This window comes from Photobacterium angustum, assembly GCF_002954615.1.
GTDB lineage: Bacteria > Pseudomonadota > Gammaproteobacteria > Enterobacterales > Vibrionaceae > Photobacterium > Photobacterium angustum_A.
The window spans coordinates 287,425-312,969 of record NZ_MSCJ01000001.1; the positions used below are offsets into that span (position 1 = coordinate 287,425).

A 25,545-nucleotide genomic window follows, 5' to 3' on the forward strand; every position below is an offset into this window, starting at 1 on the left:
CTCGATATCTGATTTTTATCTTGTCCTTGCTATTTTGCGTTGATGTTAATCTATGAATCAAGGTGTTCTTAAGGATCAAGGACAGCATTAAAAAGGATTTGAGGAATGGCTCGCGAAAAGGATTCTTATTTACATAGTATACATTGTAGTGAATTTCGATTTAATGGTTTTACTCTGTTAGAACTGATGATCACTCTTAGTATATTATCAGTCCTATTAATGACTGCTGCACCTTCATTCACGCAATTATTAGAAAAAAATAAAGTTAAAAATATTAGCGCAGATATAGAGGGTTTTTTATTACAAGCAAAATCCGAATCTGTAATGAGAAATGAGCCTCTCAAAGTTAAATATATTAGAGATTCAGGAGATATAACTGAATATCATAATGATGGACAGTGGGTATTAGCATTACTACCAGCCTCTTCAGTTGCATCAACAATATCAAATGCAAAATCTGATGCTATTCAAATTATTTTAGGTAACAAATATAAAGGTATAAATTTTAAAGTATCTATGTCTTCCTATTTAACGATGGACGCGTCTAGAGGAACGCCAAATACTACTGGACAGTTTTATTTCTACATAACCGATAGCTCTAAAGAAGTACAAGTTATTTTAAATAGATTGACAGGTAGGATTCGTAGTTGCTCTGTTGCTAGCGGAGGTGCTTATGAATTTAAACCATGCTCATAAATATAAACAACAAGGTATTTCTCTAATAGAGCTAATTGTTGCGTCATCAATTAGTTTAATCGCTATTGCTACTGTTGGGAGTATATATTTAGCCGGAAATAAGATGGCAGCAGCGAGAACATCTCAGTTAATGATTAAACAAGATGTAAATGACACACTAAAAAATATTGCAACTGAAATACGTAGAGCGGGATATACAACTACGCTTGATGAGCCTGTAACGCTATCTGGTTCATCTTCAACGATCGACTCATCTGCCAATAATATTGGTTTTGTATATGAAGATGAAAATGGGAAATGGCGAGGAATAAAATTCCAGCAAAAAAATACATTAACTGGAACTAAAACAATACAAATATGCCAAAAAATATCTTCCTCTTCAGCACTCTCAACTATGACAGATTTTACGTTTAGTAATTTATGTAGTGGTGCAGAAGTAGCATCATTGATTGATTATAAAAATATAACCATTAATAATTTTAATGTATCTACTTCTGTTATATCTACCGCTCAATCAACAGCAATGAAAGTGGATGTTTTTTTAGATGCAACCTTGATTGGAACAACATATACGCATGCTGGGAAAGCTTCTATTGTATTAAGGAATATACAGTGATTATAAAGCAGTATGGAATGGTGAGTTTATCTATTGTTAGTTTTTTATTAATAGCATCTTTGCTATTTTCATTAGCCTCATCAAAACAAGTTTTTTATCAAATCAAGCGTGCTCAAAATACTATATTAGAACGCCAAGCATTCTGGAATGCTGAAGGTGGTTTAGAGTGTGCTTTTACTGAATTAAAGCAAAAAAATATAAAACCTACAGAATCGACATTTAGTCATGTATGTAATGATTTGGCACCTTCGTCTTCACTAATGATCAACTCTTATCCAGATGTGGGTGAGCATACTGAATATCAATTGATAAGTCGTTATAGCCATGATGGTTCAATACAAGAGATTAACAAAAGTATTGGTTATGGAGGTGGTGGTGTTCTTAGTACTATTGAAACAAGCGCGTCTATTGAATTAACTGGCTCTCAGCACTTTGTTCCAAATAAAACAGAGGATAAAGCTTCTGATGGAAAATATAAGTGTAAGTCTGTTGTATCTGGTGGCACGGTAAATTACGTCGCATCTATATCAGGGACTGACGAACATTTTTTCACAGTCGATTCAACAACTAGTGCACATGGAGGTGGAGGATTAGGGGCTCCTTCTTTTGAATGTAATAGTGCCTATCTTTCCAATTTATTCGATCCTGCTAAACCGCCAAGTGCTTTTTCAATTACTCCTGTTAAAGGAGGGGATATTTTAGAGAATGAGACAGTTGATGTTTTTAAGGCGCTATTTAACAAAGATATATCAGAACATGCCTCGGTTAGGGAAGATATAAAAAACGATACTGTCGGTATTGTTATCGGTGATAATGCTTTAGATAAAACATCAGGAGGCTGGATTAAAAATTGTCATACGAAGGTTGATAATGCTTATAAAAACGGAAAAAGACGTATTTGGATTGATGGTAACTGTGCATTAACAGGAGCTATTTTTGGAACAGCTATTGAATCAAATAATGATGAAGCAGTTCAGTTGATTGTATTTAATGGTGTTTTATTTACAAAGGCAGTTACTTATTTTAATGGAATTCTCTATCAGTACGTAAGTACTTCATTAGATGTACTTACAGCTTGGGAAAATTTATTTAATGAAAGTACCGATATAGGTGTACTTCCAGGTAGTTTTCTACAAAGTCATCTGACAGCCGATTATGATCAGATGCCCTTTTTAGCTGAAGGTTCCGTATATATTGATGGTGGCGTTGGAATTGATGCGATAGGAAGGACAATAAAGATTAATGGCTCAATTATTCCTTCTTATAATAAAGGAAAAGTTACAAAACATAGCACCCAGTTAAAATGGGAAAAGGGATCTTGGCATGATTTCTAATCAAAAAGGATTTAGCCTTCTAGAAAGTTTAATTGCTCTTGTTGTACTTTCAGTAGGTGTTCTAGGGCTTGTGAAATTACAAATATATATAGATAGAAAGGCTGATTTTGCATTGAACTCTTTGGAGGCATTACAACTTGCAGAGGATAAGCTTGAGTTTTTTAGAGCAAGAGCAAATATCAGTGGTGGTACAAATACCTTATATTTTGATGACCCTGTTTTAGCTGATGGAAGTTATCCTATAGAAAACATTGTTGTCTCTGGCTCTTCATATACATTTAAGAGAAGTTGGGAGATAGAGGATAAAATGAAACCGGCAGGATCAACAAATGCTGATGCAAAAGTTATTGCTGTTGACGTCCAATGGGTTGATCGATGGGGTAACACTTCTAATGTAGCGTTAAAAACATTATTTTCTCGTTACAGTGAATTTGATTAACCCGCCTAAATTTTTGTCAAAAAATACTTTTAAAAGTCGTTTTGAATAAAAAACATTCAAACGATTTTTTTTTATTAAAAAAATATTGTCAGCAAAGAAAATACTCCTATAATGCGTCCTCACTGACACGGAGCAAGCCACTGGCTAGCAACGAAATCAGTATTGTTCTTTAATAATTTGACCATGCAATCTGTGTGGGCACTCGTTGAATAGTTAAGTCGAAAGATTTATCAATGATACTAGTGACCAAAACGATAGAAATATCGGCACAGTCAATTCAAATATCCTAACTAGCTTCTAGTTAGTGGTATTTTAACAGTATTCATTGAGCCGTTTCTTCGGAAACAACAAAACTTTAATTGAAGAGTTTGATCATGGCTCAGATTGAACGCTGGCGGCAGGCCTAACACATGCAAGTCGAGCGGTAACAGATTGATAGCTTGCTATCAATGCTGACGAGCGGCGGACGGGTGAGTAATGCCTGGGAATATGCCCTGATGTGGGGGATAACTATTGGAAACGATAGCTAATACCGCATAATCTCTTCGGAGCAAAGAGGGGGACCTTCGGGCCTCTCGCGTCAGGATTAGCCCAGGTGGGATTAGCTTGTTGGTGGGGTAATGGCTCACCAAGGCAACGATCCCTAGCTGGTCTGAGAGGATGATCAGCCACACTGGAACTGAGACACGGTCCAGACTCCTACGGGAGGCAGCAGTGGGGAATATTGCACAATGGGGGAAACCCTGATGCAGCCATGCCGCGTGTATGAAGAAGGCCTTCGGGTTGTAAAGTACTTTCAGTTGTGAGGAAGGCAGTAAAGTTAATAGCTTTGCTGTTTGACGTTAGCAACAGAAGAAGCACCGGCTAACTCCGTGCCAGCAGCCGCGGTAATACGGAGGGTGCGAGCGTTAATCGGAATTACTGGGCGTAAAGCGCATGCAGGTGGTCTGTTAAGCAAGATGTGAAAGCCCGGGGCTCAACCTCGGAACAGCATTTTGAACTGGCAGACTAGAGTACTGTAGAGGGGGGTAGAATTTCAGGTGTAGCGGTGAAATGCGTAGAGATCTGAAGGAATACCAGTGGCGAAGGCGGCCCCCTGGACAGATACTGACACTCAGATGCGAAAGCGTGGGGAGCAAACAGGATTAGATACCCTGGTAGTCCACGCCGTAAACGATGTCTACTTGGAGGTTGTGGCCTTGAGCCGTGGCTTTCGGAGCTAACGCGTTAAGTAGACCGCCTGGGGAGTACGGTCGCAAGATTAAAACTCAAATGAATTGACGGGGGCCCGCACAAGCGGTGGAGCATGTGGTTTAATTCGATGCAACGCGAAGAACCTTACCTACTCTTGACATCCAGAGAACTTAGCAGAGATGCTTTGGTGCCTTCGGGAACTCTGAGACAGGTGCTGCATGGCTGTCGTCAGCTCGTGTTGTGAAATGTTGGGTTAAGTCCCGCAACGAGCGCAACCCTTATCCTTGTTTGCCAGCACGTAATGGTGGGAACTCCAGGGAGACTGCCGGTGATAAACCGGAGGAAGGTGGGGACGACGTCAAGTCATCATGGCCCTTACGAGTAGGGCTACACACGTGCTACAATGGCGTATACAGAGGGCTGCCAACCAGCGATGGTGAGCGAATCCCAGAAAGTACGTCGTAGTCCGGATTGGAGTCTGCAACTCGACTCCATGAAGTCGGAATCGCTAGTAATCGTGAATCAGAATGTCACGGTGAATACGTTCCCGGGCCTTGTACACACCGCCCGTCACACCATGGGAGTGGGCTGCACCAGAAGTAGATAGCTTAACCTTCGGGAGGGCGTTTACCACGGTGTGGTTCATGACTGGGGTGAAGTCGTAACAAGGTAGCCCTAGGGGAACCTGGGGCTGGATCACCTCCTTACCTAAAGACTTACTGTTTAATGCAGTGTCCACACAGATTGCTTGGTTAAAATGTAAGAGAGCCACTTAATGTTGCCCAACAACATTAAGTATGAACATTGTCCCGTTCGTCTAGAGGCCTAGGACACCGCCCTTTCACGGCGGTAACAGGGGTTCGACTCCCCTACGGGACGCCAATGGGTCGTTAGCTCAGTTGGTAGAGCAGTTGACTTTTAATCAATTGGTCGCAGGTTCGAATCCTGCACGACCCACCATTTCCTTTCCACGAAGGAAAGCTAGTTTGATTTCACTTTTTAAAGTGAAAAACAAATAGCAACTATCGTGGGCGATTAGCTCAGTTGGGAGAGCACCTCCCTTACAAGGAGGGGGTCACTGGTTCGAGCCCGGTATCGCCCACCACTTCTTTCTCAAGAAGTAAAATATGGGGCTATAGCTCAGCTGGGAGAGCGCTTCGCTGGCAGCGAAGAGGTCAGCGGTTCGATCCCGCTTAGCTCCACCACTTTCTAAAGACATTCCTATGAGTGTGATTAAAAAGTGGATCTTTAAATAGAAACACAATGCTCTTTAACAATCTGGAAAGCTGACTAGTAAATTCAATCGAAAGATTGATTTTAAAAAATGTTCTTCGAAAGAAGAACGAGTTCTCAAAACATACACATTCAAGTGTCTGTGTTTGCTTTCACTTTTTAAAAGTGAAGACAAATAAATGAGTCCGGCGAAAAACCAACGTTTAATACTTTCTTGATCGAAGTGTTGAACACAAACCTTGGTTGTTTGACCAACTTACTCCACTTTTTAAGTGGAGACTAAGAGCGAAACCTCTTGGGGTTGTATGGTTAAGTGACTAAGCGTACACGGTGGATGCCTTGGCAGTCAGAGGCGATGAAGGACGTATTAACTTGCGATAAGCCCAGAGAAGGTAGTAAAAACCGGTGACTCTGGGATTTCCGAATGGGGAAACCCACGTGCATAAGCACGTATCATAGTGTGAATACATAGCACTATGAGGCGAACCGGGGGAACTGAAACATCTAAGTACCCCGAGGAAGAGAAATCAACCGAGATTCCGGTAGTAGCGGCGAGCGAAACCGGATTAGCCCTTAAGCTAGTTTTGCGTTAGGTGAAAGTTCTGGAAAGTTCTGCGATACAGGGTGATAGCCCCGTAACCGACAACGCATTATCAGTGAAAACGAGTAGGACGGGACACGTGATATCCTGTTTGAATATGGGGGGACCATCCTCCAAGGCTAAATACTCCTGACTGACCGATAGTGAACCAGTACCGTGAGGGAAAGGCGAAAAGAACCCCTGTGAGGGGAGTGAAATAGAACCTGAAACCGTGTACGTACAAGCAGTAGGAGCCCACTTGTTGGGTGACTGCGTACCTTTTGTATAATGGGTCAGCGACTTAATTTTAGTAGCAAGGTTAACCGTTTAGGGGAGCCGTAGGGAAACCGAGTCTTAACTGGGCGAATGAGTTGCTAGGATTAGACCCGAAACCGAGTGATCTAGCCATGGGCAGGTTGAAGGTGAGGTAACACTTACTGGAGGACCGAACCGACTAATGTTGAAAAATTAGCGGATGACTTGTGGCTAGGGGTGAAAGGCCAATCAAACTCGGAGATAGCTGGTTCTCCCCGAAAGCTATTTAGGTAGCGCCTCGGACGAATACTACTGGGGGTAGAGCACTGTTAAGGCTAGGGGGTCATCCCGACTTACCAACCCTTTGCAAACTCCGAATACCAGTAAGTACTATCCGGGAGACACACGGCGGGTGCTAACGTCCGTCGTGAAGAGGGAAACAACCCAGACCGCCAGCTAAGGTCCCAAAGTTATAGCTAAGTGGGAAACGATGTGGGAAGGCTCAGACAGCCAGGATGTTGGCTTAGAAGCAGCCATCATTTAAAGAAAGCGTAATAGCTCACTGGTCGAGTCGGCCTGCGCGGAAGATTTAACGGGGCTAAGCTATACACCGAAGCTGCGGCAATGAAGTTTTACTTCATTGGGTAGGGGAGCGTTCTGTAAGCCGTTGAAGGTGAATCGTAAGGTTTGCTGGAGGTATCAGAAGTGCGAATGCTGACATGAGTAACGATAAAGGGAGTGAAAAACTCCCTCGCCGGAAGATCAAGGGTTCCTGTCCAACGTTAATCGGGGCAGGGTAAGTCGACCCCTAAGGCGAGGCCGAAAGGCGTAGTCGATGGGAAACGGGTTAATATTCCCGTACTTCTTATAATTGCGATGGAGGGACGGAGAAGGCTAGGTGAGCCTGGCGACGGTTGTCCAGGTCCAAGTATGTAGGCTGATGGTTTAGGCAAATCCGGACCATCTTAAGGCTGAGATACGATGTCGAGTTACTACGGTAACGAAGTCATTGATGCCATGCTTCCGGGAAAAGCTTCTAAGCTTCAGATTATAAGAAATCGTACCCCAAACCGACACAGGTGATCAGGTAGAGAATACCAAGGCGCTTGAGAGAACTCGGGTGAAGGAACTAGGCAAAATGGTACCGTAACTTCGGGAGAAGGTACGCTCCTAGCGGTGATGAGACTTGCTCTCTAAGCTGCCGGGAGTCGCAGATACCAGGTGGCTGCAACTGTTTATTAAAAACACAGCACTGTGCAAAATCGAAAGATGACGTATACGGTGTGACGCCTGCCCGGTGCCGGAAGGTTAATTGATGGGGTTAGACTTCGGTCGAAGCTCTTGATCGAAGCCCCGGTAAACGGCGGCCGTAACTATAACGGTCCTAAGGTAGCGAAATTCCTTGTCGGGTAAGTTCCGACCTGCACGAATGGCGTAATGATGGCCACGCTGTCTCCACCCGAGACTCAGTGAAATTGAAATCGCAGTGAAGATGCTGCGTCCCCGCGGCTAGACGGAAAGACCCCGTGAACCTTTACTATAGCTTGGCACTGAACATTGACCCTACATGTGTAGGATAGGTGGGAGACGTTGAAGCAACCGCGCCAGTGGTTGTGGAGTCAATCTTGAAATACCACCCTTGTATGCTTGATGTTCTAACGTTGGCCCCTTATCGGGGTTACGGACAGTGCCTGGTGGGTAGTTTGACTGGGGCGGTCTCCTCCCAAAGAGTAACGGAGGAGCACGAAGGTGGGCTAATCACGGTCGGACATCGTGAGGTTAGTGCAATGGCATAAGCCCGCTTGACTGCGAGAATGACAATTCGAGCAGGTGCGAAAGCAGGTCATAGTGATCCGGTGGTTCTGAATGGAAGGGCCATCGCTCAACGGATAAAAGGTACTCCGGGGATAACAGGCTGATACCGCCCAAGAGTTCATATCGACGGCGGTGTTTGGCACCTCGATGTCGGCTCATCACATCCTGGGGCTGAAGTCGGTCCCAAGGGTATGGCTGTTCGCCATTTAAAGTGGTACGCGAGCTGGGTTTAGAACGTCGTGAGACAGTTCGGTCCCTATCTGCCGTGGGCGTTGGATGATTGAGAGGGGCTGCTCCTAGTACGAGAGGACCGGAGTGGACGAACCGCTGGTGTTCGGGTTGTGTCGCCAGACGCATTGCCCGGTAGCTAAGTTCGGAATCGATAACCGCTGAAAGCATCTAAGCGGGAAGCGAGCCTCAAGATGAGTCATCCCTAGACCTTTAAGGTCTCTAAAGGGTTGTTGAAGACTACAACGTTGATAGGTCGGGTGTGTAAGTGCTGCGAGGCATTGAGCTAACCGATACTAATTGCCCGTGAGGCTTAACCATACAACACCCAAGGGGTTTTATCTCGTAAAGAGAAAAGCGGACTCCAAAGTACACTTGAACGTGTAGAGAACACTAGTTAGATTTTCCCAGATTGCTATTTATTGTCTAATGACAATAAATAAAACCGAATTTGCTTGGCGACCATAGCGTTATGGACCCACCTGATCCCATGCCGAACTCAGTAGTGAAACGTAATAGCGCCGATGGTAGTGTGGGGTCTCCCCATGTGAGAGTAGGACATCGCCAGGCTTTGAATTTTCTTTCACTTTTATAAAAAGTGAAGACAAAAAGTTAAGATACTTGTTCTGAACTACGGATATCGGATAAAACGAAAGTTTTATCTCCGTGTGGAGCGGTAGTTCAGTTGGTTAGAATACCGGCCTGTCACGCCGGGGGTCGCGGGTTCGAGTCCCGTCCGCTCCGCCACTTATATTAAGCCCTAGTCGAAAGACTAGGGCTTTTTTACATTTGGAATAAATGAGTTAAATGTATTTGAGTGAGTTGGTAGTTCAGTTTGTTAGCCTCTTTATTGAAGAGCTTAGCGGCCTGTCACGCTGGGGAGCGCGGGTTCGAGTCCCGCTTGAGCGCAAGCCCGGCCGTTCCGCCACTTATATTAAGCCCTAGTCGAAAGACTAGGGCTTTTTTACATTTGGAATAAATGAGTTAAATGTAATTGAGTGAGTTGGTAGTTCAGTTGGTTAGCCTCTTTATTGGAGAGCTTAGCGGCCTGTCACGCAGGGGATCGCGGGTTCGAGTCCCGCTTGAGCGCAAGCCCGGCCGTTCCGCCACTTATTAAGAAGCCTCGCTAGTAATAGCGAGGTTTTTTTTCGTCTGTAGAAAGTGGAAATGATAGTGTGTAGTTAAGCTTTTATTGCGAAGCTTAGGCAAGTCCAGCACTTTCGACCACTTATTTAAGAACTCAGTAGAGCTTTTTTGTATGACTGATTATTGATAAGTATCATATAGTTATCAGCTTAGACTTGTGTTTTATGCTGTGTTGGAAACGAAGGTAAAGCGTTAATGCAATAATAAAAGTGCTTAACTCTGCGATAGGTAAAGCAAAAAGAAACGGGATGCTTGGAATAAAATTTGTGAAGAGTAGAAGTAGTGATACAGGTAAAACTAACCCTCTTGATAAAGCGATAATAGATGATTGAAGAGGACAATGCATCGCTGTGAAATAACAAGATAGTAAGACATTTATTCCGCTAAAGATAAAACAGGGCCATATAACGCCAATATAACTTAATGCCAATTGATAGGCGTCAGATTCTGTATTTTCAATGAAAAGCTTCGTTATTGAATCTGATACAGACAGCGCACTTACTATTAATAGTGTACTAATACTTATCACGGTAACGGTAGCTAAAAGCATGAATTGGTTTATGCGTGTGAAATTTCTTGCTCCATAGTTTTGGCTTACCAGTATATGAAGAGCATCGATAATGCCGTAAAACAGCATCATGCTAATAAATAACATATAGTTTGCGACAGCGAAGCCTGAGATAGCGGTATTGCCCTGCTCTTTCATCAACAGCCAATGAATAGTGAAAATAACAATACCTACAGAAATTTCATTGATATATTCTGAAATCCCATTAAGTAACCCTCTGAAGTAAGGCTTCACGCTCGAATAACAGAGCTGAAATTTAATCAATCTTTGTTTCTTAGTGAAAAAAGTACAGAGGACTAATAGCTGTATTATCTGTGCTATACCTGTTGCCCAAGCGGCTGATTGAATTCCCCACTGAAAATAGCCAAGAAAAAGAACATCAAGCATAATATTAACGATAGAGCCCAAGACTAAAGCTGTTGTTGCTAGAGTTGGAAAGCCATCTGCGCGTACAAAATAATATAAAACCATCGTGGTTAGTTGAATGATGAGCACGACTGATATTACTTGGAAGTAAGCTTGAGTAAGGGGGGCTAATTGTTCATCAACACCAAGAAATAAAAATAAACTCTTATTGAAAAATAAACTAATAATCGCCATCAAGGTAGCGAATAAAAAAATAGAGATTAACGATAAGGTAAAAATACCATTAGCCTCTTTATAGTTTCCTTCTCCGATAAATTTTCCTGCAGTAACTGTCCCACCAATAGCCACCATTAGACCCAATGCAAACATGAATGTGATGTAGGGAATAAGAATATTGATAGCAGCTAAAGCTTGAGGACCCAGATATTTACCTACAAAGATCCCATCGACCAAACTTGCAGTAGTAATAGCAAGTAATGCAATGAGTGCAGGAAAAGCAAACAGGAAAAAAGTACTAATGATAGGGCCTTGAGTGACCTTGTTATACGTCATGATTTTTATGTTTTATGAATGAGCTTAATTATCCATTTTGAAGAGTTTCAATCATAAGTACGAGCGTTGAAGTGCCACGCTTTGCTTCCGCATACATTTTTGTGTAACAAATGTAATCATTGTTGAAATGAGAATTAATATCATTAAGAATCTTTAACTAATTTCTTATTTATCAATAAATAGTCGGTTCAACATGATGTTAACAGCAAAAAAAATAGCTGAAGTCGCTTCATTTCAGGCCCTCTTTAATTGTTACTTAAAAGAATGTAAGCAAGATTCATGGTACCGAGTTGATGCGTGGATGGAGAAAAATGAATTATGTTGTTCACCATCGTGTCAGTGGGTTATTGAAATAAACTTGCCTATAGAACATGTAGTTATTGCCGTTGAAGTGACTTATAAAACCATTGTTGGTCGCCATGCTTTTGGTGATATTTGGTTAAAAAATAATGATGAAAATTGGTATACCATCTCTGAAAAAGAAGCTGCAATTACGCTTTTAGATTCATTTTTTGAGCAAAAGACAATGTCACTGAAAAAACAGGAACTATTGATTCGCCTGTTAGAAAGTATGTCGCTCATGGAGTATTTCTTGGCGGAAAATATGACAAAAAATGCACCGCCTTCTCGTTGTTTTATTGATGCTGAACAGAGTTTAGTTTTTGGACATTGGCAACATCCGACGCCTAAAAGTCGTCAAGGGATGCTTGATTTTCATCATCAATATTATGCGCCTGAATTAAAAGGGGAGTTTGCACTTCATTACTTTAATGTTGCCCGCTCTTTGATTTGCCAGCGCTCAGCATTATCAATTTCAGCTGAAGAGATCATTGCTTCTTCTCTCGAAACCGCAGACTTACAAATTTCAGATGAGTTTATAGTATTGCCTATGCATCCGCTGCAAGCGCAAAAATTATTACATGATCCTGCTATTCTGGATTTAATGACTCAGGGGCTAATTATTGATAGCGGACAGCATGGTTGTAAGTTCACAGCAACGTCCTCTGTGAGATCGCTATACAGTGCGCATTTATCTTGGATGTATAAGTTTTCGATACCGGTAAAAATTACGAATTCTCTTAGGGTAAATAAACGTCATGAACTTGATGCTGGCGTAGTTATGGCTGGGTTGTATCGTAAGACAGGATTTAGTTGTGATTATCCTAGCTTTAATGTTGTGACAGATCCTGCATACGTCACCGTATTATTACCAGAGCAAGAAGAAAGTGGTTTTGAAACTATTATTCGAGAAAATCCATTTCAGGCGGGTCAAGATCAGGATGTTCTTACTATTGCAGCATTGACACAAGATCCGCTGCCAAATCAAGCATCGTTATTAGCCTCTATTATTGTTGGGTTGGCAACGAAAGAGCATTGCTCTGAATCTCATGTAGCGATGCGATGGTTTGCCCGTTATTGGGATTGTGCGATAGATCCTATGATCCGTTTGTATGATGAGCATGGCATTGCGTTAGAAGCACACCAACAAAATAGCGTTATTCAATTAGAGACTGGTTATCCATCGAATTATTATTTCCGAGATAACCAAGGTTTCTATTTATCAAAAAGCTATCGTAGTTATTTAGAAGGTATGGAGCCTGAATCTAGCCGTGTCCATGACTTGTATTTTGATGATGAAATGATCTGCGAGCGATTCACTTATTATTTAATGATCAACCATCTCTTTTCGATTATTGGTCGACTAGGCGCTGATCATATTATTGATGAAGCTTTATTACTGAATTTTGTTAAGCAACGGCTCACTGCATTACATAAATCATTACTGGGTGGCGGTAAATTATTTGTAGAGCAATTACTAACAAATAAGCAATGGGCAATGAAAGCGAATTTACTGACACGTGTTCACGATGTCGATGAATTAATGGTTGAGAACGAACAGGCGATTTATTGCTACATCGATAATCCATTTATAACAGCTGATACCACAAATCAGAAAAAGGAGGTATCAGATGCCATTGCCTAATTGTCTTACGCTAGAACCTGAACAGAGAATCATTAAGCAACTTTTTGAAGCCATCATGTTTGAACAATTGGTTGAAATTGATGTTGGCTCTGAGAATGGTCACAACACGTTTACTTGGATCATGGCGGAAAAGCATTATCACGTTCGTGGTCATATTGGCGCTTTTGGGCGTTATCGTTTAGATATTTCAACCTTAACGATTGATGGTCAGCCTCAGCTTATCTCGCAATCTTGGGAAGATATTGTTCGAGACTTGCCCGCCCTTGAGCAAGTTAAGTTATCTATTATCGAAGAGTTTAAACAAACCTCCAATTTGTGTCGCTGGAATCAAGACAATATTCCAGCTCGTGATTCACGTCGGCAGGCAAGTTTTATTGAGTTGGAAGCACAACTTGATGAAGGACATCCTTATCACCCATCTTTTAAAGCGCGAACAGGGTTTAACTTTCTTGATCATCAATGTTATGGACCTGAAGCTGGGGAATCATTTTGTTTGCACTGGATCGCGATAAAAAGAACACATTTTCGTTCACATTTACCTGATGAGCATGATCGTTTTTGGTCTAGTGAATTAGATCAAGATCACTGGCAAACACTGAGTTTTATTTTATCTCAACAGCAAGGAAACTGGCAGGAGTATGCTTTATTGCCTGTTCATCCTTGGCAGTGGCGTCAATTACACAAAGAAGATTTTCCATCTTTACTTGATCAGAAAATTATTATCGATTTGGGAGAGTTAGGGAACCAATATGTTGCTTCGCAATCGGTCAGAACTTTACTCAATGTGACGAATAAAGCAAAAGCCAATATCAAATTGCCATTGAATATGGTGAACACCTCTTCTAAGCGGACCTTAGCAGGTTATTCCGTTTGTTTGGCACCAGAGATATCAACATGGCTTGAAACCATTGTTAGTCAAGACCCTGAGTTGTCAGGATTAGACATCTTAGCCGAATACGCTGGCGGGATTTATGTACCGTTAGGGAAAACGGTAGAGTGTGATCCTTTAAGTGACCAACTGGCGGTTATTTTTAGAGAAAGCCTAGAAAACAAATTATCACCTGAGCAAACGGCGGTACCATTTAATGCGTTGATGATGGTTGAACAAGATGGTCAGCCATTCATTGAGCATTGGATTGATAAATATGGCTTAGTGCCGTGGCTCTCGCAACTTATTGAGGTGGCAGTGATCCCAATTTGGCACTTATTGGTCAAGTATGGGGTGGGGACGGAGCCGCACGGACAAAACATGGTATTGGTTCACCGCAATGGTTGGCCTGAAAAGATTATTATTCGTGATTTTCATGAAAGTGTTGAATACCACTCTGAGTTCCTTAGTACTGAGTTTCCAGCACCTGATTTAGCATTATTAGAACCAACCTTAGCCAAGGCACCTCTAGATATATTTTATGCCATGAGTTCGGTAGAGCTGCTGCGCGAATTAGTGATGGATACCTTATTCATTTATAACCTCGTAGAGGTCTCTCACCTTATTGAATGGCATTACGGTGGAACGGAAAGGCAGTTCTGGCAACTGGTTGAGAATAAGCTCGAACAATACAGTGCAGCGCATCCAGAGCTCGCTGATCGGATCGCTCAACTCGATTATCAATCTACTTCAATTGCAACAGAATCATTATTAGCTCGAAAATTTCAGGCTAAGAAACAAGAGTGTCACCATATCGTGGCGAATGCGCTTTCGTGCGCTTTTAAATAATAGGGATATTATGATTTACGTTAATGATGATTATATCGATAGTGCTTTTTTCTCACAGTGTTTCCAAATATTTTCAGCGCACCCTCAGTTAAAAGATTGTGCAGGAAAACGCGTTGCCGTGTGCCTACAAAATCCTGCTCAGCTGCTGGCGCTTTGTTTATATTTAAAAAGAAATGGTGGGTCATTTTATCCTATTTTATCCACGACTCCGCGTTTAGCGGCAAAGCGTTTAGCAGACAAAGCAAACTGTCATATCGTTATCTTTGATATTGAGCAGATGGGACTGACGCTAAAAAGAGAAGATAAAGATCAACAAGCGGTTTTAGTACAAACTAGCTCTGGGACAACAGGTGAGCCGAAAGTGATCACTCGCTCTTGGTCGTCTATTGATGAAGAAATTGAGAGTTATGTGACAACCTTTACTGCACCTCAGTCCATGACCCCTTTAATTGCATGTCCAATTACCCACTCTTATGGATTAATTTGTGGCGTACTTGTCGCGCTTAAGCGTGATTTAGTGCCTGTGATCATTACCAACATTAACCCTAAATACCTATTGAGAAAATGCTTGGAGAATAGTGGGCACTTACTTTATTCATCGCCAAGTTTACTGCATTCTCTTGTACAACTATATCCAAAACAAGAACTGCTGCATGCTGTAATGACGTCAGGAACGGTGCTACCGCAAGCTTGGTTTGAAGCGATAAAGGTACGAAGTCAGTATTTATTCCAGCAATACGGCTGTTCTGAAGCAGGTTGTATTGCCGTCTGTGAAAATCCTGATTATGCCAATCAAATGGGCTTTCCACTTCCACATTTAAGGGTATCAGCAGGGAGTGATGTAACTTCCCCGCAAGAGATCATCGTATCCAAAAATAAGCTTGATATTAATACTAAAGATCTTGGATTTTTTGATGTGCAAGGGCAGTTATGTTTCGTTTCCCGTAGCGATGACATGATCAATGTTTCTGGGCTGAATGTGTATCCACAAGATGTGGAAAACGTTGTGATGGAATTGGCTGAAATTACAGATGCGGTGGTGTTTAAGCGTGCCGATGAGTTATCTGGTGAGCGTGTATGTTTGCAGTTTGTGGCAGACACAATGATTGAACCAAGCCGTATTCGTCAATGGTGTGGAACGCGTTTAGCGAATCACCAGTTACCCGTTGATATAGAGCAGCGCGAGATTATCGAAAAAGCGGCAAACGGAAAGATAAATCGAAAAGCGCTTTCACAAAGTAGTGTTTCAATTGCAGCGATTGGTTAAGGAAGAAAAATGCAGCGCGAAGAAATGATCCAAGCTATCAAAAAAGTGCTTGAAGAAAATATGCAAAATAGCCATATGGCGCTTTTTAGTCCATCAGCAAAGTTGAATGAAGAGTTGTATTTAGATTCAGTGTTAATACTTCAGCTTATTTTACATTTAGAGCTTGATTTAGGATTGACCGTACCAGAGCAACATATTACAGCTGCAGATTATGCGACAGTTGCGAGCTTAGCCGACTTTCTATGCCAAGTTAACAATGAGTCAGAGCTCGCACCGAAAGAGCCTGAGGTTGAATTTGAAGATGTAAAAGTACATTGCTTTGTTAGTTGTGTGTGTGAAGCGTTAAAGAGTAAAGGCATTGATCATCGACCATTTTATTTTGCGGTATGGGATGCGACGTTTGATGTAAGTGAGCGCTACCAACTGCAATATCATAGTGACGATATTAATCACCAATTATTTATTGATTGGTACCAACGTTTGTTTGGTGGCGAGCTTATCGCTTGGTATGACAGTGAGAAAACCAAGCACGCGAATTTAGCCACCATGAGAGCGTTACTTGGTAATAAATCGAATTCAGAGCACTTGATGGTGATGCTCGATCTTTATCACCTTCCTGAGCGTGAAAATAAATTTAATCAGAACCCATTTCCCCATTACGTTATGTTGACGGAAACAGAGACGCCAGAGCATTGGATGATGTGGGATCCTGACTTTCGTTGGCAAGGTGAAATTTCACAAGATCGTATTGAAAATGCTATCTCTCAGCCAACCGTTGAGGGAGGGTATATTTTTAATGAAAATGCTCTGCACGATGCGCCGTTAAATGTGGTGCAAGATTATTTCAAGCTTTGCTTTATTGAAGATAAAAACCCGCTAACAAATGCCGTTCGTGAAATTATTCAAGCTCACCTTGATGAAACGCAGGGGATTAGTTTGTCTGATCTCCCACTTTCTTTACGTGAATTAAAAGTTATCGCGGTACGTAAATATGCCTACGAACATGGCTTTGCTTATTTTGGCAGAGCGTTAGGTCAAAGTGATGATGATTTTGAATATTGGTGTGATGTGATTGAAGAATTAATCCAGACCTATACCAGTATTCAGTATCAAGTAATGAAAATGGCAGAAACCAAAGATCTTAATTTATATACAGGTATTCAATACTTGTTGGATAAGCAAGACAGAACAGAAAAGCGTATTAAAAAAGGGTTATTTGATATGTATTCCGATTGGTGTGAATTAAACGACTTACCGTGTGATTCTGTTATGGAGGTTTGCTGATATGCAATTATCTATTTGTACTATTTCGTTTCGTCATCAATTAATGTCATTAGAACACTTAGCACAATGGGCAAGAAGCCATGATTTTCAAGGTATCGAGCTTTGGGGGGTACATGCCATAAGTCTGGAGTCACAACCTCAATATGATGCTCAATGGTTAAAGGAAATGGGACTCTCGATTTCGATGCTAAGTGATTACTTACCCTTAGTGGGGGATCCAACCGTTACTCAGCAAAAGTGTGCGCATATTTGTAAGTTAGCGAACTATTGGAACACAAATAAAGTACGTACTTTTGCGGGGCATCAAGCCAGCGATAAGGTTAATAAAAATGATCGAGAAAAGCTGGTTACAAGACTACGCCATATTTGTGAATACGCGCATCAACAAGGTCTAAATGTACTTGTTGAAACCCATCCCAATACTTTAGCGGATACGACAGAATCGATTCTGCAGCTTTTAGATGAGGTTTATCATCCGGCTTTAAAAATTAATTTTGACAGCTTACATGTTTGGGAATCTGGTGCTGATATTAATTATTTCCATAATCAAATTAGTGATTTTGTCGATCATTACCACTTAAAAAATATCGCTTCCCGAGAATATTTAAATGTGTTTTCACCTGATAACGTTTATTCGCCAGCAGGAAGCCGTGAAGGAATGACACCTTTATTTGAAGGGGCATTAGATTATCAACATTTTATTGATGGATTATCTCAAAATAAAAATGCAACAGCATCACTTGAGTGGTTTGGTAATAATGTAAAGCAAACCTTAATAAATGACAAAAAGGCATTAGACAAGTTTAGTAAGAATATAAAACAGGCTGAGTTGCTGTTTTAGTTTTAATTTTTATTTAACTTATTTCGATAAATAGTCATTGATTATAAAAAAACGCTCGTATACTATCAGTTACCTAACTGATAGTGATAACTATTATCAATAAAATAACAGATATTTGGCTAGGGATTGGCATGAATATAGATAAGGTCCATCATTCAAGAACAATCTTAATTGTGGAACCTGATCATAATTATGGTCAGCAGTTAATTGAACTGTTTTGGCGTGAAGGTTTTGTGATCAAACGTTGTCAATCTGCACTTGAAGCTGAAAATGTTTATAAAAATGCGACAGTAGATCTTATGCTGGTCTCTAATCAATTACCTGAAATGAAGGGTTTTACGTTTTTAAAACAGTGTCGACAAGTTTCTCACATTCCTATTGTTTTATTAGCGGATAACTATAGTGATACAGAATGCGTAAACAGTTTTTTCCATGGTGTAGATGATTACATTCCACGTAAACAGCCGATTAAGGAAGTCTTGTGTCGTGTTATTGCGATTTTAAGACGTATTCAGCAGCGGCAATTACCGTCAAATAAAACCAAGTTATTAATTGTTGATGATTTGAAAATGGATAAGCAAAGCTTAGCGGTAAGTTATAAAGAAACGACATTATCAATGACACCTATTCAATTTAATTTACTTTGGACATTAGCTTTTCAACAGAATCAAGTACTGAGTAAAGACTATTTATACCGACAGGTATTGTCACGTGAGTTTAGTTTATATGACCGCAGTTTAGATATGCACTTAAGCCGAGTTCGGCGAAAATTAGTATCGGCAGGTATGCCTGTTGAGCGACTGAAAACGGCTCATGGCGTTGGTTACAGTTTTAATTAATATAAAAAAAGCTCTTATCTAAAGGTAAGGGCTTTTTCCATATTTATTAAGTGGTTGTGAAGTTGTAACAATTGTAAAAAGTATTTACATCTTAGTGGTTAGAAGCAAAATAATGATAATTATTATCATTAACAAGTGGAAATTAAGATGTTGAAAGGATGCAAATTCAAGCTGCTACCGACAACGGTTGCTGTCTCAAGTGCGTTGTTTACACAAATTGCGGTTGCCGACTCAGAAGGTGAACATGAAAAAATGGTTGTAATGGGTAACCCATTACAAGCGACAGAAGTGTTTATTGATTCTGAGCAGCTTGAACGACAACAAGCCAACGATATCAATGATATTTTCCGCACAGATCCCGAAGTCAGTATCGGTGGTGGTACTGGCGTTGCTCAAAAGATTTATGTTCGTGGTTTAGAAGATAGTCAGCTAAACGTGACTATTGATGGTGCCGTTCAATCAGGCAATATTTTCCACCACCAAGGGCGTTTATCAATAGAACCAGAATTATTGAAACAAGTTGAAGTTGCGGCGGGTGCTGGACGTGCGACAGATGGTGCGGGTGCACTGGGTGGTGCGATTCGTTTTAAAACCAAAGATGCAGAAGACATGCTGCAGGGTGACGAACGTTTTGGTGGCTTAGTGAAGGCGGGCTACTATGATAATACCGAAGGGTATAAAACTAGCGTTAGCGGCTATGGCTATCTTACTGACAACGTAAGCGTTGTTGCTACTATGGTGTATAGCGATTTAGGCAACTACACAGATGGCGATGGTAACGAGCAGCCGTTTACTGAAGCACAAAACAAAGTTGGTTTTATTAAGCTTGTTGGTGATATCACTGACGCACAAAAAATTACTTTAAGTTATGATCATCGCGGTGATGAAGCGTATCGTAACTTCCGACCTCATTGGGCGGAAAGTAGAAAGAACTTCCCGCTTGATCAAGAGATGAACCGAGATACTTTTACGTTGAACTACGGTTTAAATCCTGCTGATAACCCATACCTTGAGCTAGATGTTACCGCATATAACACTGAAACTGAGCTAAAACACAAGAGTCGTCCAGACGCACCTCGTGAAACAAATAATATCGCGAAAACACACAGCTATGGCGGTGATATTCGTAACACGAGTAGCTTTAACTCGTTTGCAATCACTTATGGTGTTGATTACCGTAAAGATACAACTGATGGCACATTCTTAGCTTATAGCCCTGATACTTATGAGTTCAAAGGCACTGTCGCTGGCGTGTATGTACAGAGTGATTTCCGTATTGTTGAGCCGCTACTATTAAGTGTTGGTGGTCGTTACGATACATATGAATTAGAAGATTCTTACGGTACAGAAGTCGATCATTCAGGCTTTAGCCCTAATGTTAGCCTAAACTACAGCGTTATACCGGGCTTGAATGTTTATGCCGGTTACGCAGAAGCTTTCCGTGGCGCACAGATCCCTGATTCATTTATGACTGATATTGAGTTAGATCCAAACCGTAAAGCAGAGCGAGCACATAATACTGAGGTGGGTGCGAGCTGGGTAAACGGCGGTCTTAATTTATCTGCAACAGCGTACATTAATAAAATTGACGATGTGGTCGGTAAAAGTGCGAAAAACCAAGGCGACTTAGAAACCAAAGGCTTCACTGCGCGTGCTGGCTACACCTTCAATGATTTAAGTATGTCATTAAGCTTCAACCACTCTCGCTCAGATCTTGATGGTCAACGTTTAATTGATGAAAACTTTGGTATCGGTACCTCTACGGGTGATACATGGGTTGCGGATATTAATTACTATGTACTTGATAACTTGTTAATTGGTTATACAGGTCGTTATGTTGATCGTCTTGACGATGCTGTAGAAGTGGTTGAAATCTATAAAGGTGAAGAGTACGTCACTAACTACAGTGAAAAGCCAGGTTATGCCGTTCATGATATTTATAGCCAGTGGCAACCACTATCGGGCGAAGAGTTAACGCTCTCGCTGGCAGTTAAAAATCTCTTTGATAAAGATTATCGTGATCATGCTAGCTACGGTGATGTAAACGCTATTGCGAGTGCACCACGCGAGCCGGGTCGTGATATCCGCTTTAATGTTGCGTATGCCTTTTAAATAAATGAACAAGGAGAGACATCTGTCTCTCCTTTTGTCGTTTAAGGCTAGGTGAATGTGATCAAAGGGAAAGTTATGCCGCAATTTCTATCAATAAAAAATCGTCTTATTACACTGCTCAGTGTTTGCTTGGTGTTATTTAGCACTCACAGCATAGCGAAAAGCATCACTGTAACGGATTTAGCAGGACGAGAAGTCGTAATATCTCAACCAGTGGAAAGATTACTGTTAAGCGAAAGTCGCTATATTCCCGCGTTAGCTATTTTAGAAGGCGATCAAGTGTTATCTCGCATTGTCGGTATGATGGGAGACATGAAGTTAGTGGATCCTGATTCTTATCAACAATATCAAACCGCGTTTCCTGACATCGACAATATTCCTCTGTTTGGTAAAGGCGCAACTGAGAGTTTTAGTTTAGAAACCGCATTAGCGCTTAAAGCGGATGTGGCTTTTTTAGGTGTAGAAGGTCATGGGCCTAATGCGCGAAATAGCGAAATTATTGAAATTTTAGAGCGTGCGGGTGTAACGGTTGTCTTTATCGATTTTCGCAAAGATCCGGTAAAAAATACCTTACGCAGCCTTGAAGTCATGGGCAAAGTACTTGGTCGAGAAGCGCAAGCGAAAAGCTATATTCAATTTTATAACCAAGAATTAGATAAGGTGAAGCAAGGTCTTGCCACGATAAAACCTGAAGATGTCCCGACAGTCTTTCTTCATAGCCGTGTAGGTGTTAACGGTGAGTGTTGTGAGACCATGGCACGGGGGATGGTTGCTCAAATGCTTGACTTTATTGGGGTGAAGAATATGGCACAGCCATTACTTCCGGGATCTGTTGGCGTATTAAATCAAGAGTATTTATTAACGCATCAGCCTGATATTTATATTGGTACCGCTGTTGGTTCAACCCAAACTCAAAAAGAAGCACCGCAATATATCGTTCTTGGTACCAGTATTAGTGCCAAAGTAGCGCACCAGTCTTTGGCTGCCATTACTCAACGGCCGCCACTTAATCAATTAACCGCAGTGAAAAATAAACGGGCTTATTCTATCTGGCACCATTTTTATAATACGCCGCTCAATATTGTTGCTATTCAGACGTTTGCTAAATGGGCCTACCCAAAAACGTTTGCTGAGCTCTCACCACAAAAAACATTAGAGACACTATATCGTGATTACCAACCAGTGCCCTTTAATGGTACCTACTGGATGGCGTTATAAATTAAATATCAGTGTTGTTTTAATTAATTCAATGAGCCGGATAACGTCACTGTTATCCGGTTTTTGGCTTTGTAAGATAAAGGAAATATCATGAAATCAGCCACATTAAGTGTTGATGAAAACCATCAAACAACCAGTTTGTCGCAGCGTTATCGGCGTTTTGTGATTAAACGAATTCTCTTGTTAAGTATGATGGCGATAGCACTTGTCATTGCATGGGTTATTGATACTGCAACCGGCCCTTCTCAAATTGGCTTAAACCATATTTTTTCCGCGCTCTTTCAGCCTGAAGTACTCGATCCCGTCCAACAAGTTATTATTTTTGATGTCAGGATCCCTTACGCTTTAATGGCCATTGTTGTTGGTGCGGCATTAGGGTTAGCGGGGGCTGAAATGCAAACCTCTTTAAATAACCCGTTAGCAAGTCCGTTTACCTTAGGCATTGGTGCGGCTGCAACATTAGGTGCGGCGGTTGCTATCTTATTTGATTGGTCGTGGTTACCGTTTCGCTTTGACTACATTTTGCCTTTGTTTGCTTTTGCTTTTGCGCTTTTAGCATCACTTTTGGTGGTGGTGTTGTCACGAAGCCAAGGCGCATCGGTCAATACCGTGATCTTGTTTGGTATTTCACTCTTTTTTGCCCTTAACGCCTTAGTCAGTTTATTAATGTTTGTCGCAGACAGTAATGCTTTACAACAGATAGTGTTTTGGACCATGGGCAGTTTGGTGCGAGCAAATAACGAAAAAGTGTTGATTGTCGCGCTTGTCTTTGCGGTGTGTTTCCCGCTTTCTATGCGTCAAGCATGGGCGATGACTGCGATTCGCTCGGGAGAGGATCAAGCAAGAAGTATCGGTATTCGCGTAGAACGCATGCGCTTAATGGTGTTGTTGAGAGTGAGCTTATTAACGGCAGTTGCTGTGGCGTTTGTGGGGGAAATTGGCTTTGTTGGGTTAGTCGGTCCTCATATAACAAGAATGTTATTAGGCGAAGATCATCGCTTTTTTCTTCCGGGTAGTGCCATTGCAGGTGCATTGTTGTTATCGCTGGCTTCCATCGCTAGTAAAAGCTTGATCCCTGGAGTGATTTTACCAATTGGAATCGTGACATCATTAATTGGTATCCCATTCTTCATGAGCCTTATTTTATCGAGTAAAGGGAAGTTGTAATGTCATTAAATATTAATAGCCTCACAACGGGGTATGGTCAGCAAAAGATCATTGAGCAACTTTCTGTTGAGCCGATCCAAAATGGTGAGTTGGTGGCGGTACTCGGCCCTAATGGAGTAGGTAAATCGACATTGCTCAAAGCGATAGCGCGATTACAAAAATATCAAGGTGATGTGTCTCTTGATGGCGAAATATTAAGTCAGTTAGCCCTTAGCGAAAGTGCCAGAAGAATAGGTTACTTGCCACAAACACTGCCTCAGGCAACCAGCCTTGTTGCTTATGAAATTGTATTTAGTGCTTGTCGCGCGGTAAAACCCGAGCTGAGTAAAAGTTATATTGAGCAAATCATTGAAAAAACATTTTCCCAATTAGGAATAACCCATTTAGCACTTAAACAACTTGCACAAATGTCGGGGGGGCAGCGACAGATGATCGGATTAGCGCAAGTGCTGATTCGAGAGCCTCGATTATTATTACTTGATGAGCCAACCAGTGCGTTAGATCTGCATTGGCAAATTAGTGTACTTCAGGCTGTAAAACAAAATTTGGCGCAAACTGGTGGTATTGGTCTTGTCGCTATCCATGACATAAATTTAGCATTACGTTTTTGCGATAAAGTGTTGGTCCTCAGCCCTGATGGATTGGTCGTGATGGGCAAAGGAGAGCAAGTGTTAACAGCAGAGGTATTACGTAAAGCTTATGGTGTCAAAGGACGAGTAGAGCAGTGTTCGCAAGGTTATCCGATCGTGCTGGTGGATGAAGCGATGAGTGTGTAATTAATTGCGTGCAGCCTTTTTAGCTTTTGGTATATATAAGGTAAAAAGCTGTACGTGAAATTAAGTTTTTATATATCAGTTGTTTATGTTTGATATTAGGATTCCGCCTATAGGTGGCAAAAAGCACGTTCACTTTTGTGCTGTTTTTATGAGTGAAAGCTGTACACGTATAAATGTGAGAGTTTAGTCAGTATTGCTTTGTTCTCCTCAGTGATAGAATAAACCGATAATATAAATAAATTGGTTATTCACACAAAGGGCACAAAAATGAGCATAAGCAGTACTGACAGTAACCATGTAGACAGTGATTTACTTACCGAGATCGCTATTGCTTATTATCAGGATGGTGCTACTCAAGAAGAGATCTCTCAGCGCTTTGGTATGTCTCGCGCTAAAGTCGGTCGTTTACTTCGTCGCGCGCGTGATGAAGGGGTAGTGGAAATTACCGTTAAATATCACCCTGTTTTTAGTGAAAAATTAGAACAGCAATTGATTGAGCGTTTTAACTTAAAACGCGCATTGGTTGCACTCGATCAGCCTGATGACGAAACCCAACGTCAGCAAGTGGCAAGTCTGGTTTCGAGCTATCTAACGACGACATTAACTGATGATATGGTGGTTGCGGTTGGGCAAGGGCGTAATATCGCGTCTATTGCAAATCATGTTGGTGTTGTGCCGCACCGTAAATGTCGATTTGTTTCTGGTATTGGTGGTACGCACCGTTCAGGCAATGCGATTAATGCTGATCACATTTGTCGCCAATTGGCGAAAAAATATGATGGTATTAGTGAAACCTTGTATGCCCCGGCTTATGTTGACGACATCATAGTGAAAGAAGCATTTATGAAAAATGGCACGGTAAAAGAAACGTTAGATCGTGCTCGTCGTGCTGATTTAGCGTTGGTTGGTGTGGGGGATATGAATGAAAATAGCCATATGGTGAAGTTAGGTTGGTTCACACCGCAAGAAATTGTAGAAGCGCGAATTCGTAAAGGCGTAGTCGGTGATATTGCGGGCTATGACTTTTTTGATAGCCATGGAAAACAAGCCGATACTATGATGAGCGATCGTGTTATTGGTTTAACCATGGAAGAATTACGAAATATTCCAACAGTTGTGGTAACGGCAGCAGAAAATAGTAAAGCCTTAGCACTCTTAGGCGCACTGCGTTCTGGAGTTGTTGATGTATTAGCAACCAGTGTAAGTAACGCGCTCACTATTTTAAATTTAGATCAGCAAATGAAGTAGCTTGATATTTAATCAGTTGTTCTTAAAAAACAACTGCTATCGCTGAAATTGAGCGATAGCAGTTGATAAC

General features: G+C 41.4%; 16 protein-coding genes, 5 tRNA genes and 3 rRNA genes. 23 read left to right on the forward strand and 1 reads right to left on the reverse strand.

Annotation, left to right across the window (positions count from 1 at the left end):
• Positions 1-105 precede the first annotated feature (105 nt).
• The 12 genes from BTO08_RS01205 to BTO08_RS01260 all read left to right on the forward strand — a co-directional run bounded on the left by BTO08_RS01205 (position 106) and on the right by BTO08_RS01260 (position 9,137).
• Positions 106-696, forward strand: a complete 591-nt coding sequence (locus tag BTO08_RS01205) for a GspH/FimT family pseudopilin (RefSeq protein WP_105059569.1) — start codon at positions 106-108, stop codon at positions 694-696.
• Positions 674-1,312, forward strand: a complete 639-nt coding sequence (locus tag BTO08_RS01210; RefSeq protein ID WP_105059570.1) for a PilW family protein — start codon at positions 674-676, stop codon at positions 1,310-1,312. Before BTO08_RS01205 ends, BTO08_RS01210 begins: the two co-directional genes overlap by 23 nt.
• On the forward strand, positions 1,309-2,646 hold the full coding sequence (locus tag BTO08_RS01215; protein ID WP_105059571.1) for a hypothetical protein: 1,338 nt from the start codon (positions 1,309-1,311) through the stop codon (positions 2,644-2,646). The genes BTO08_RS01210 and BTO08_RS01215 overlap by 4 nt, the downstream gene beginning before the upstream one ends.
• Positions 2,636-3,085, forward strand: a complete 450-nt coding sequence (locus tag BTO08_RS01220; RefSeq protein WP_105059572.1) for a prepilin-type N-terminal cleavage/methylation domain-containing protein — start codon at positions 2,636-2,638, stop codon at positions 3,083-3,085. Before BTO08_RS01215 ends, BTO08_RS01220 begins: the two co-directional genes overlap by 11 nt.
• Before the next feature lie 356 nt (positions 3,086-3,441).
• Positions 3,442-4,986, forward strand: a 16S ribosomal RNA gene (locus BTO08_RS01225).
• Positions 4,987-5,085: 99 nt separating this feature from the next.
• Positions 5,086-5,161, forward strand: a tRNA-Glu gene (locus tag BTO08_RS01230).
• 2 nt (positions 5,162-5,163) lie between these two features.
• Positions 5,164-5,239, forward strand: a tRNA-Lys gene (locus tag BTO08_RS01235).
• A gap of 69 nt (positions 5,240-5,308) precedes the next feature.
• Positions 5,309-5,384 (forward strand) — tRNA-Val (locus tag BTO08_RS01240).
• 24 nt (positions 5,385-5,408) lie between these two features.
• Positions 5,409-5,484, forward strand: a tRNA-Ala gene (locus tag BTO08_RS01245).
• Between the two features lie 335 nt (positions 5,485-5,819).
• Positions 5,820-8,711: ribosomal RNA gene (locus tag BTO08_RS01250) — 23S ribosomal RNA — on the forward strand.
• Between the two features lie 133 nt (positions 8,712-8,844).
• A 5S ribosomal RNA gene (gene rrf / locus BTO08_RS01255) occupies positions 8,845-8,960 on the forward strand.
• Together the 16S, 23S and 5S rRNA genes with 5 tRNA genes alongside form the textbook arrangement of a ribosomal RNA operon.
• A gap of 100 nt (positions 8,961-9,060) precedes the next feature.
• A tRNA-Asp gene (locus BTO08_RS01260) sits at positions 9,061-9,137 on the forward strand.
• A 532-nt stretch (positions 9,138-9,669) separates the two neighbouring features.
• Here BTO08_RS01260 and BTO08_RS01265 read toward each other — a convergent pair.
• The gene (locus tag BTO08_RS01265) at positions 9,670-11,022 is read right to left on the reverse strand and encodes an MATE family efflux transporter (RefSeq protein ID WP_105059573.1); all 1,353 of its coding nucleotides are present in this window, start codon (positions 11,020-11,022) and stop codon (positions 9,670-9,672) included.
• A gap of 193 nt (positions 11,023-11,215) precedes the next feature.
• Between BTO08_RS01265 and BTO08_RS01270 the strand changes: the two genes are divergently transcribed.
• The 11 genes from BTO08_RS01270 (at position 11,216) to BTO08_RS01320 (ending at position 25,475) form a co-directional block, all read left to right on the forward strand.
• A complete protein-coding gene (locus tag BTO08_RS01270; RefSeq protein ID WP_105059574.1) occupies positions 11,216-13,006 on the forward strand; it encodes an IucA/IucC family protein in 1,791 nt (596 codons plus the stop codon).
• On the forward strand, positions 12,993-14,723 hold the full coding sequence (locus BTO08_RS01275; RefSeq protein ID WP_105059575.1) for an IucA/IucC family protein: 1,731 nt from the start codon (positions 12,993-12,995) through the stop codon (positions 14,721-14,723). The genes BTO08_RS01270 and BTO08_RS01275 overlap by 14 nt, the downstream gene beginning before the upstream one ends.
• Before the next feature lie 10 nt (positions 14,724-14,733).
• On the forward strand, positions 14,734-15,990 hold the full coding sequence (locus BTO08_RS01280; RefSeq protein ID WP_105061289.1) for an AMP-binding protein: 1,257 nt from the start codon (positions 14,734-14,736) through the stop codon (positions 15,988-15,990).
• A gap of 9 nt (positions 15,991-15,999) precedes the next feature.
• On the forward strand, positions 16,000-17,274 hold the full coding sequence (locus BTO08_RS01285) for a DUF6005 family protein (RefSeq protein WP_105059576.1): 1,275 nt from the start codon (positions 16,000-16,002) through the stop codon (positions 17,272-17,274).
• A 1-nt stretch (position 17,275) separates the two neighbouring features.
• Complete coding sequence (locus BTO08_RS01290; RefSeq protein ID WP_105059577.1) at positions 17,276-18,115, forward strand: sugar phosphate isomerase/epimerase family protein; 840 nt, start codon at positions 17,276-17,278, stop codon at positions 18,113-18,115.
• Between the two features lie 131 nt (positions 18,116-18,246).
• Positions 18,247-18,954, forward strand: a complete 708-nt coding sequence (locus BTO08_RS01295; RefSeq protein ID WP_105059578.1) for a response regulator transcription factor — start codon at positions 18,247-18,249, stop codon at positions 18,952-18,954.
• A 147-nt stretch (positions 18,955-19,101) separates the two neighbouring features.
• On the forward strand, positions 19,102-21,066 hold the full coding sequence (locus tag BTO08_RS01300; protein WP_045152179.1) for a TonB-dependent receptor domain-containing protein: 1,965 nt from the start codon (positions 19,102-19,104) through the stop codon (positions 21,064-21,066).
• Positions 21,067-21,141: 75 nt separating this feature from the next.
• A complete protein-coding gene (locus BTO08_RS01305) occupies positions 21,142-22,284 on the forward strand; it encodes an ABC transporter substrate-binding protein (protein WP_242446221.1) in 1,143 nt (380 codons plus the stop codon).
• Positions 22,285-22,374: 90 nt separating this feature from the next.
• The gene (locus BTO08_RS01310; RefSeq protein WP_005369426.1) at positions 22,375-23,451 is read left to right on the forward strand and encodes a FecCD family ABC transporter permease; all 1,077 of its coding nucleotides are present in this window, start codon (positions 22,375-22,377) and stop codon (positions 23,449-23,451) included.
• Positions 23,451-24,227: an ABC transporter ATP-binding protein gene (locus BTO08_RS01315; protein ID WP_105059580.1), complete on the forward strand. Its 777-nt coding sequence runs from the start codon at positions 23,451-23,453 to the stop codon at positions 24,225-24,227. The genes BTO08_RS01310 and BTO08_RS01315 overlap by 1 nt, the downstream gene beginning before the upstream one ends.
• Before the next feature lie 267 nt (positions 24,228-24,494).
• Complete coding sequence (locus BTO08_RS01320; protein ID WP_005369422.1) at positions 24,495-25,475, forward strand: sugar-binding transcriptional regulator; 981 nt, start codon at positions 24,495-24,497, stop codon at positions 25,473-25,475.
• Positions 25,476-25,545: the final 70 nt, after the last annotated feature.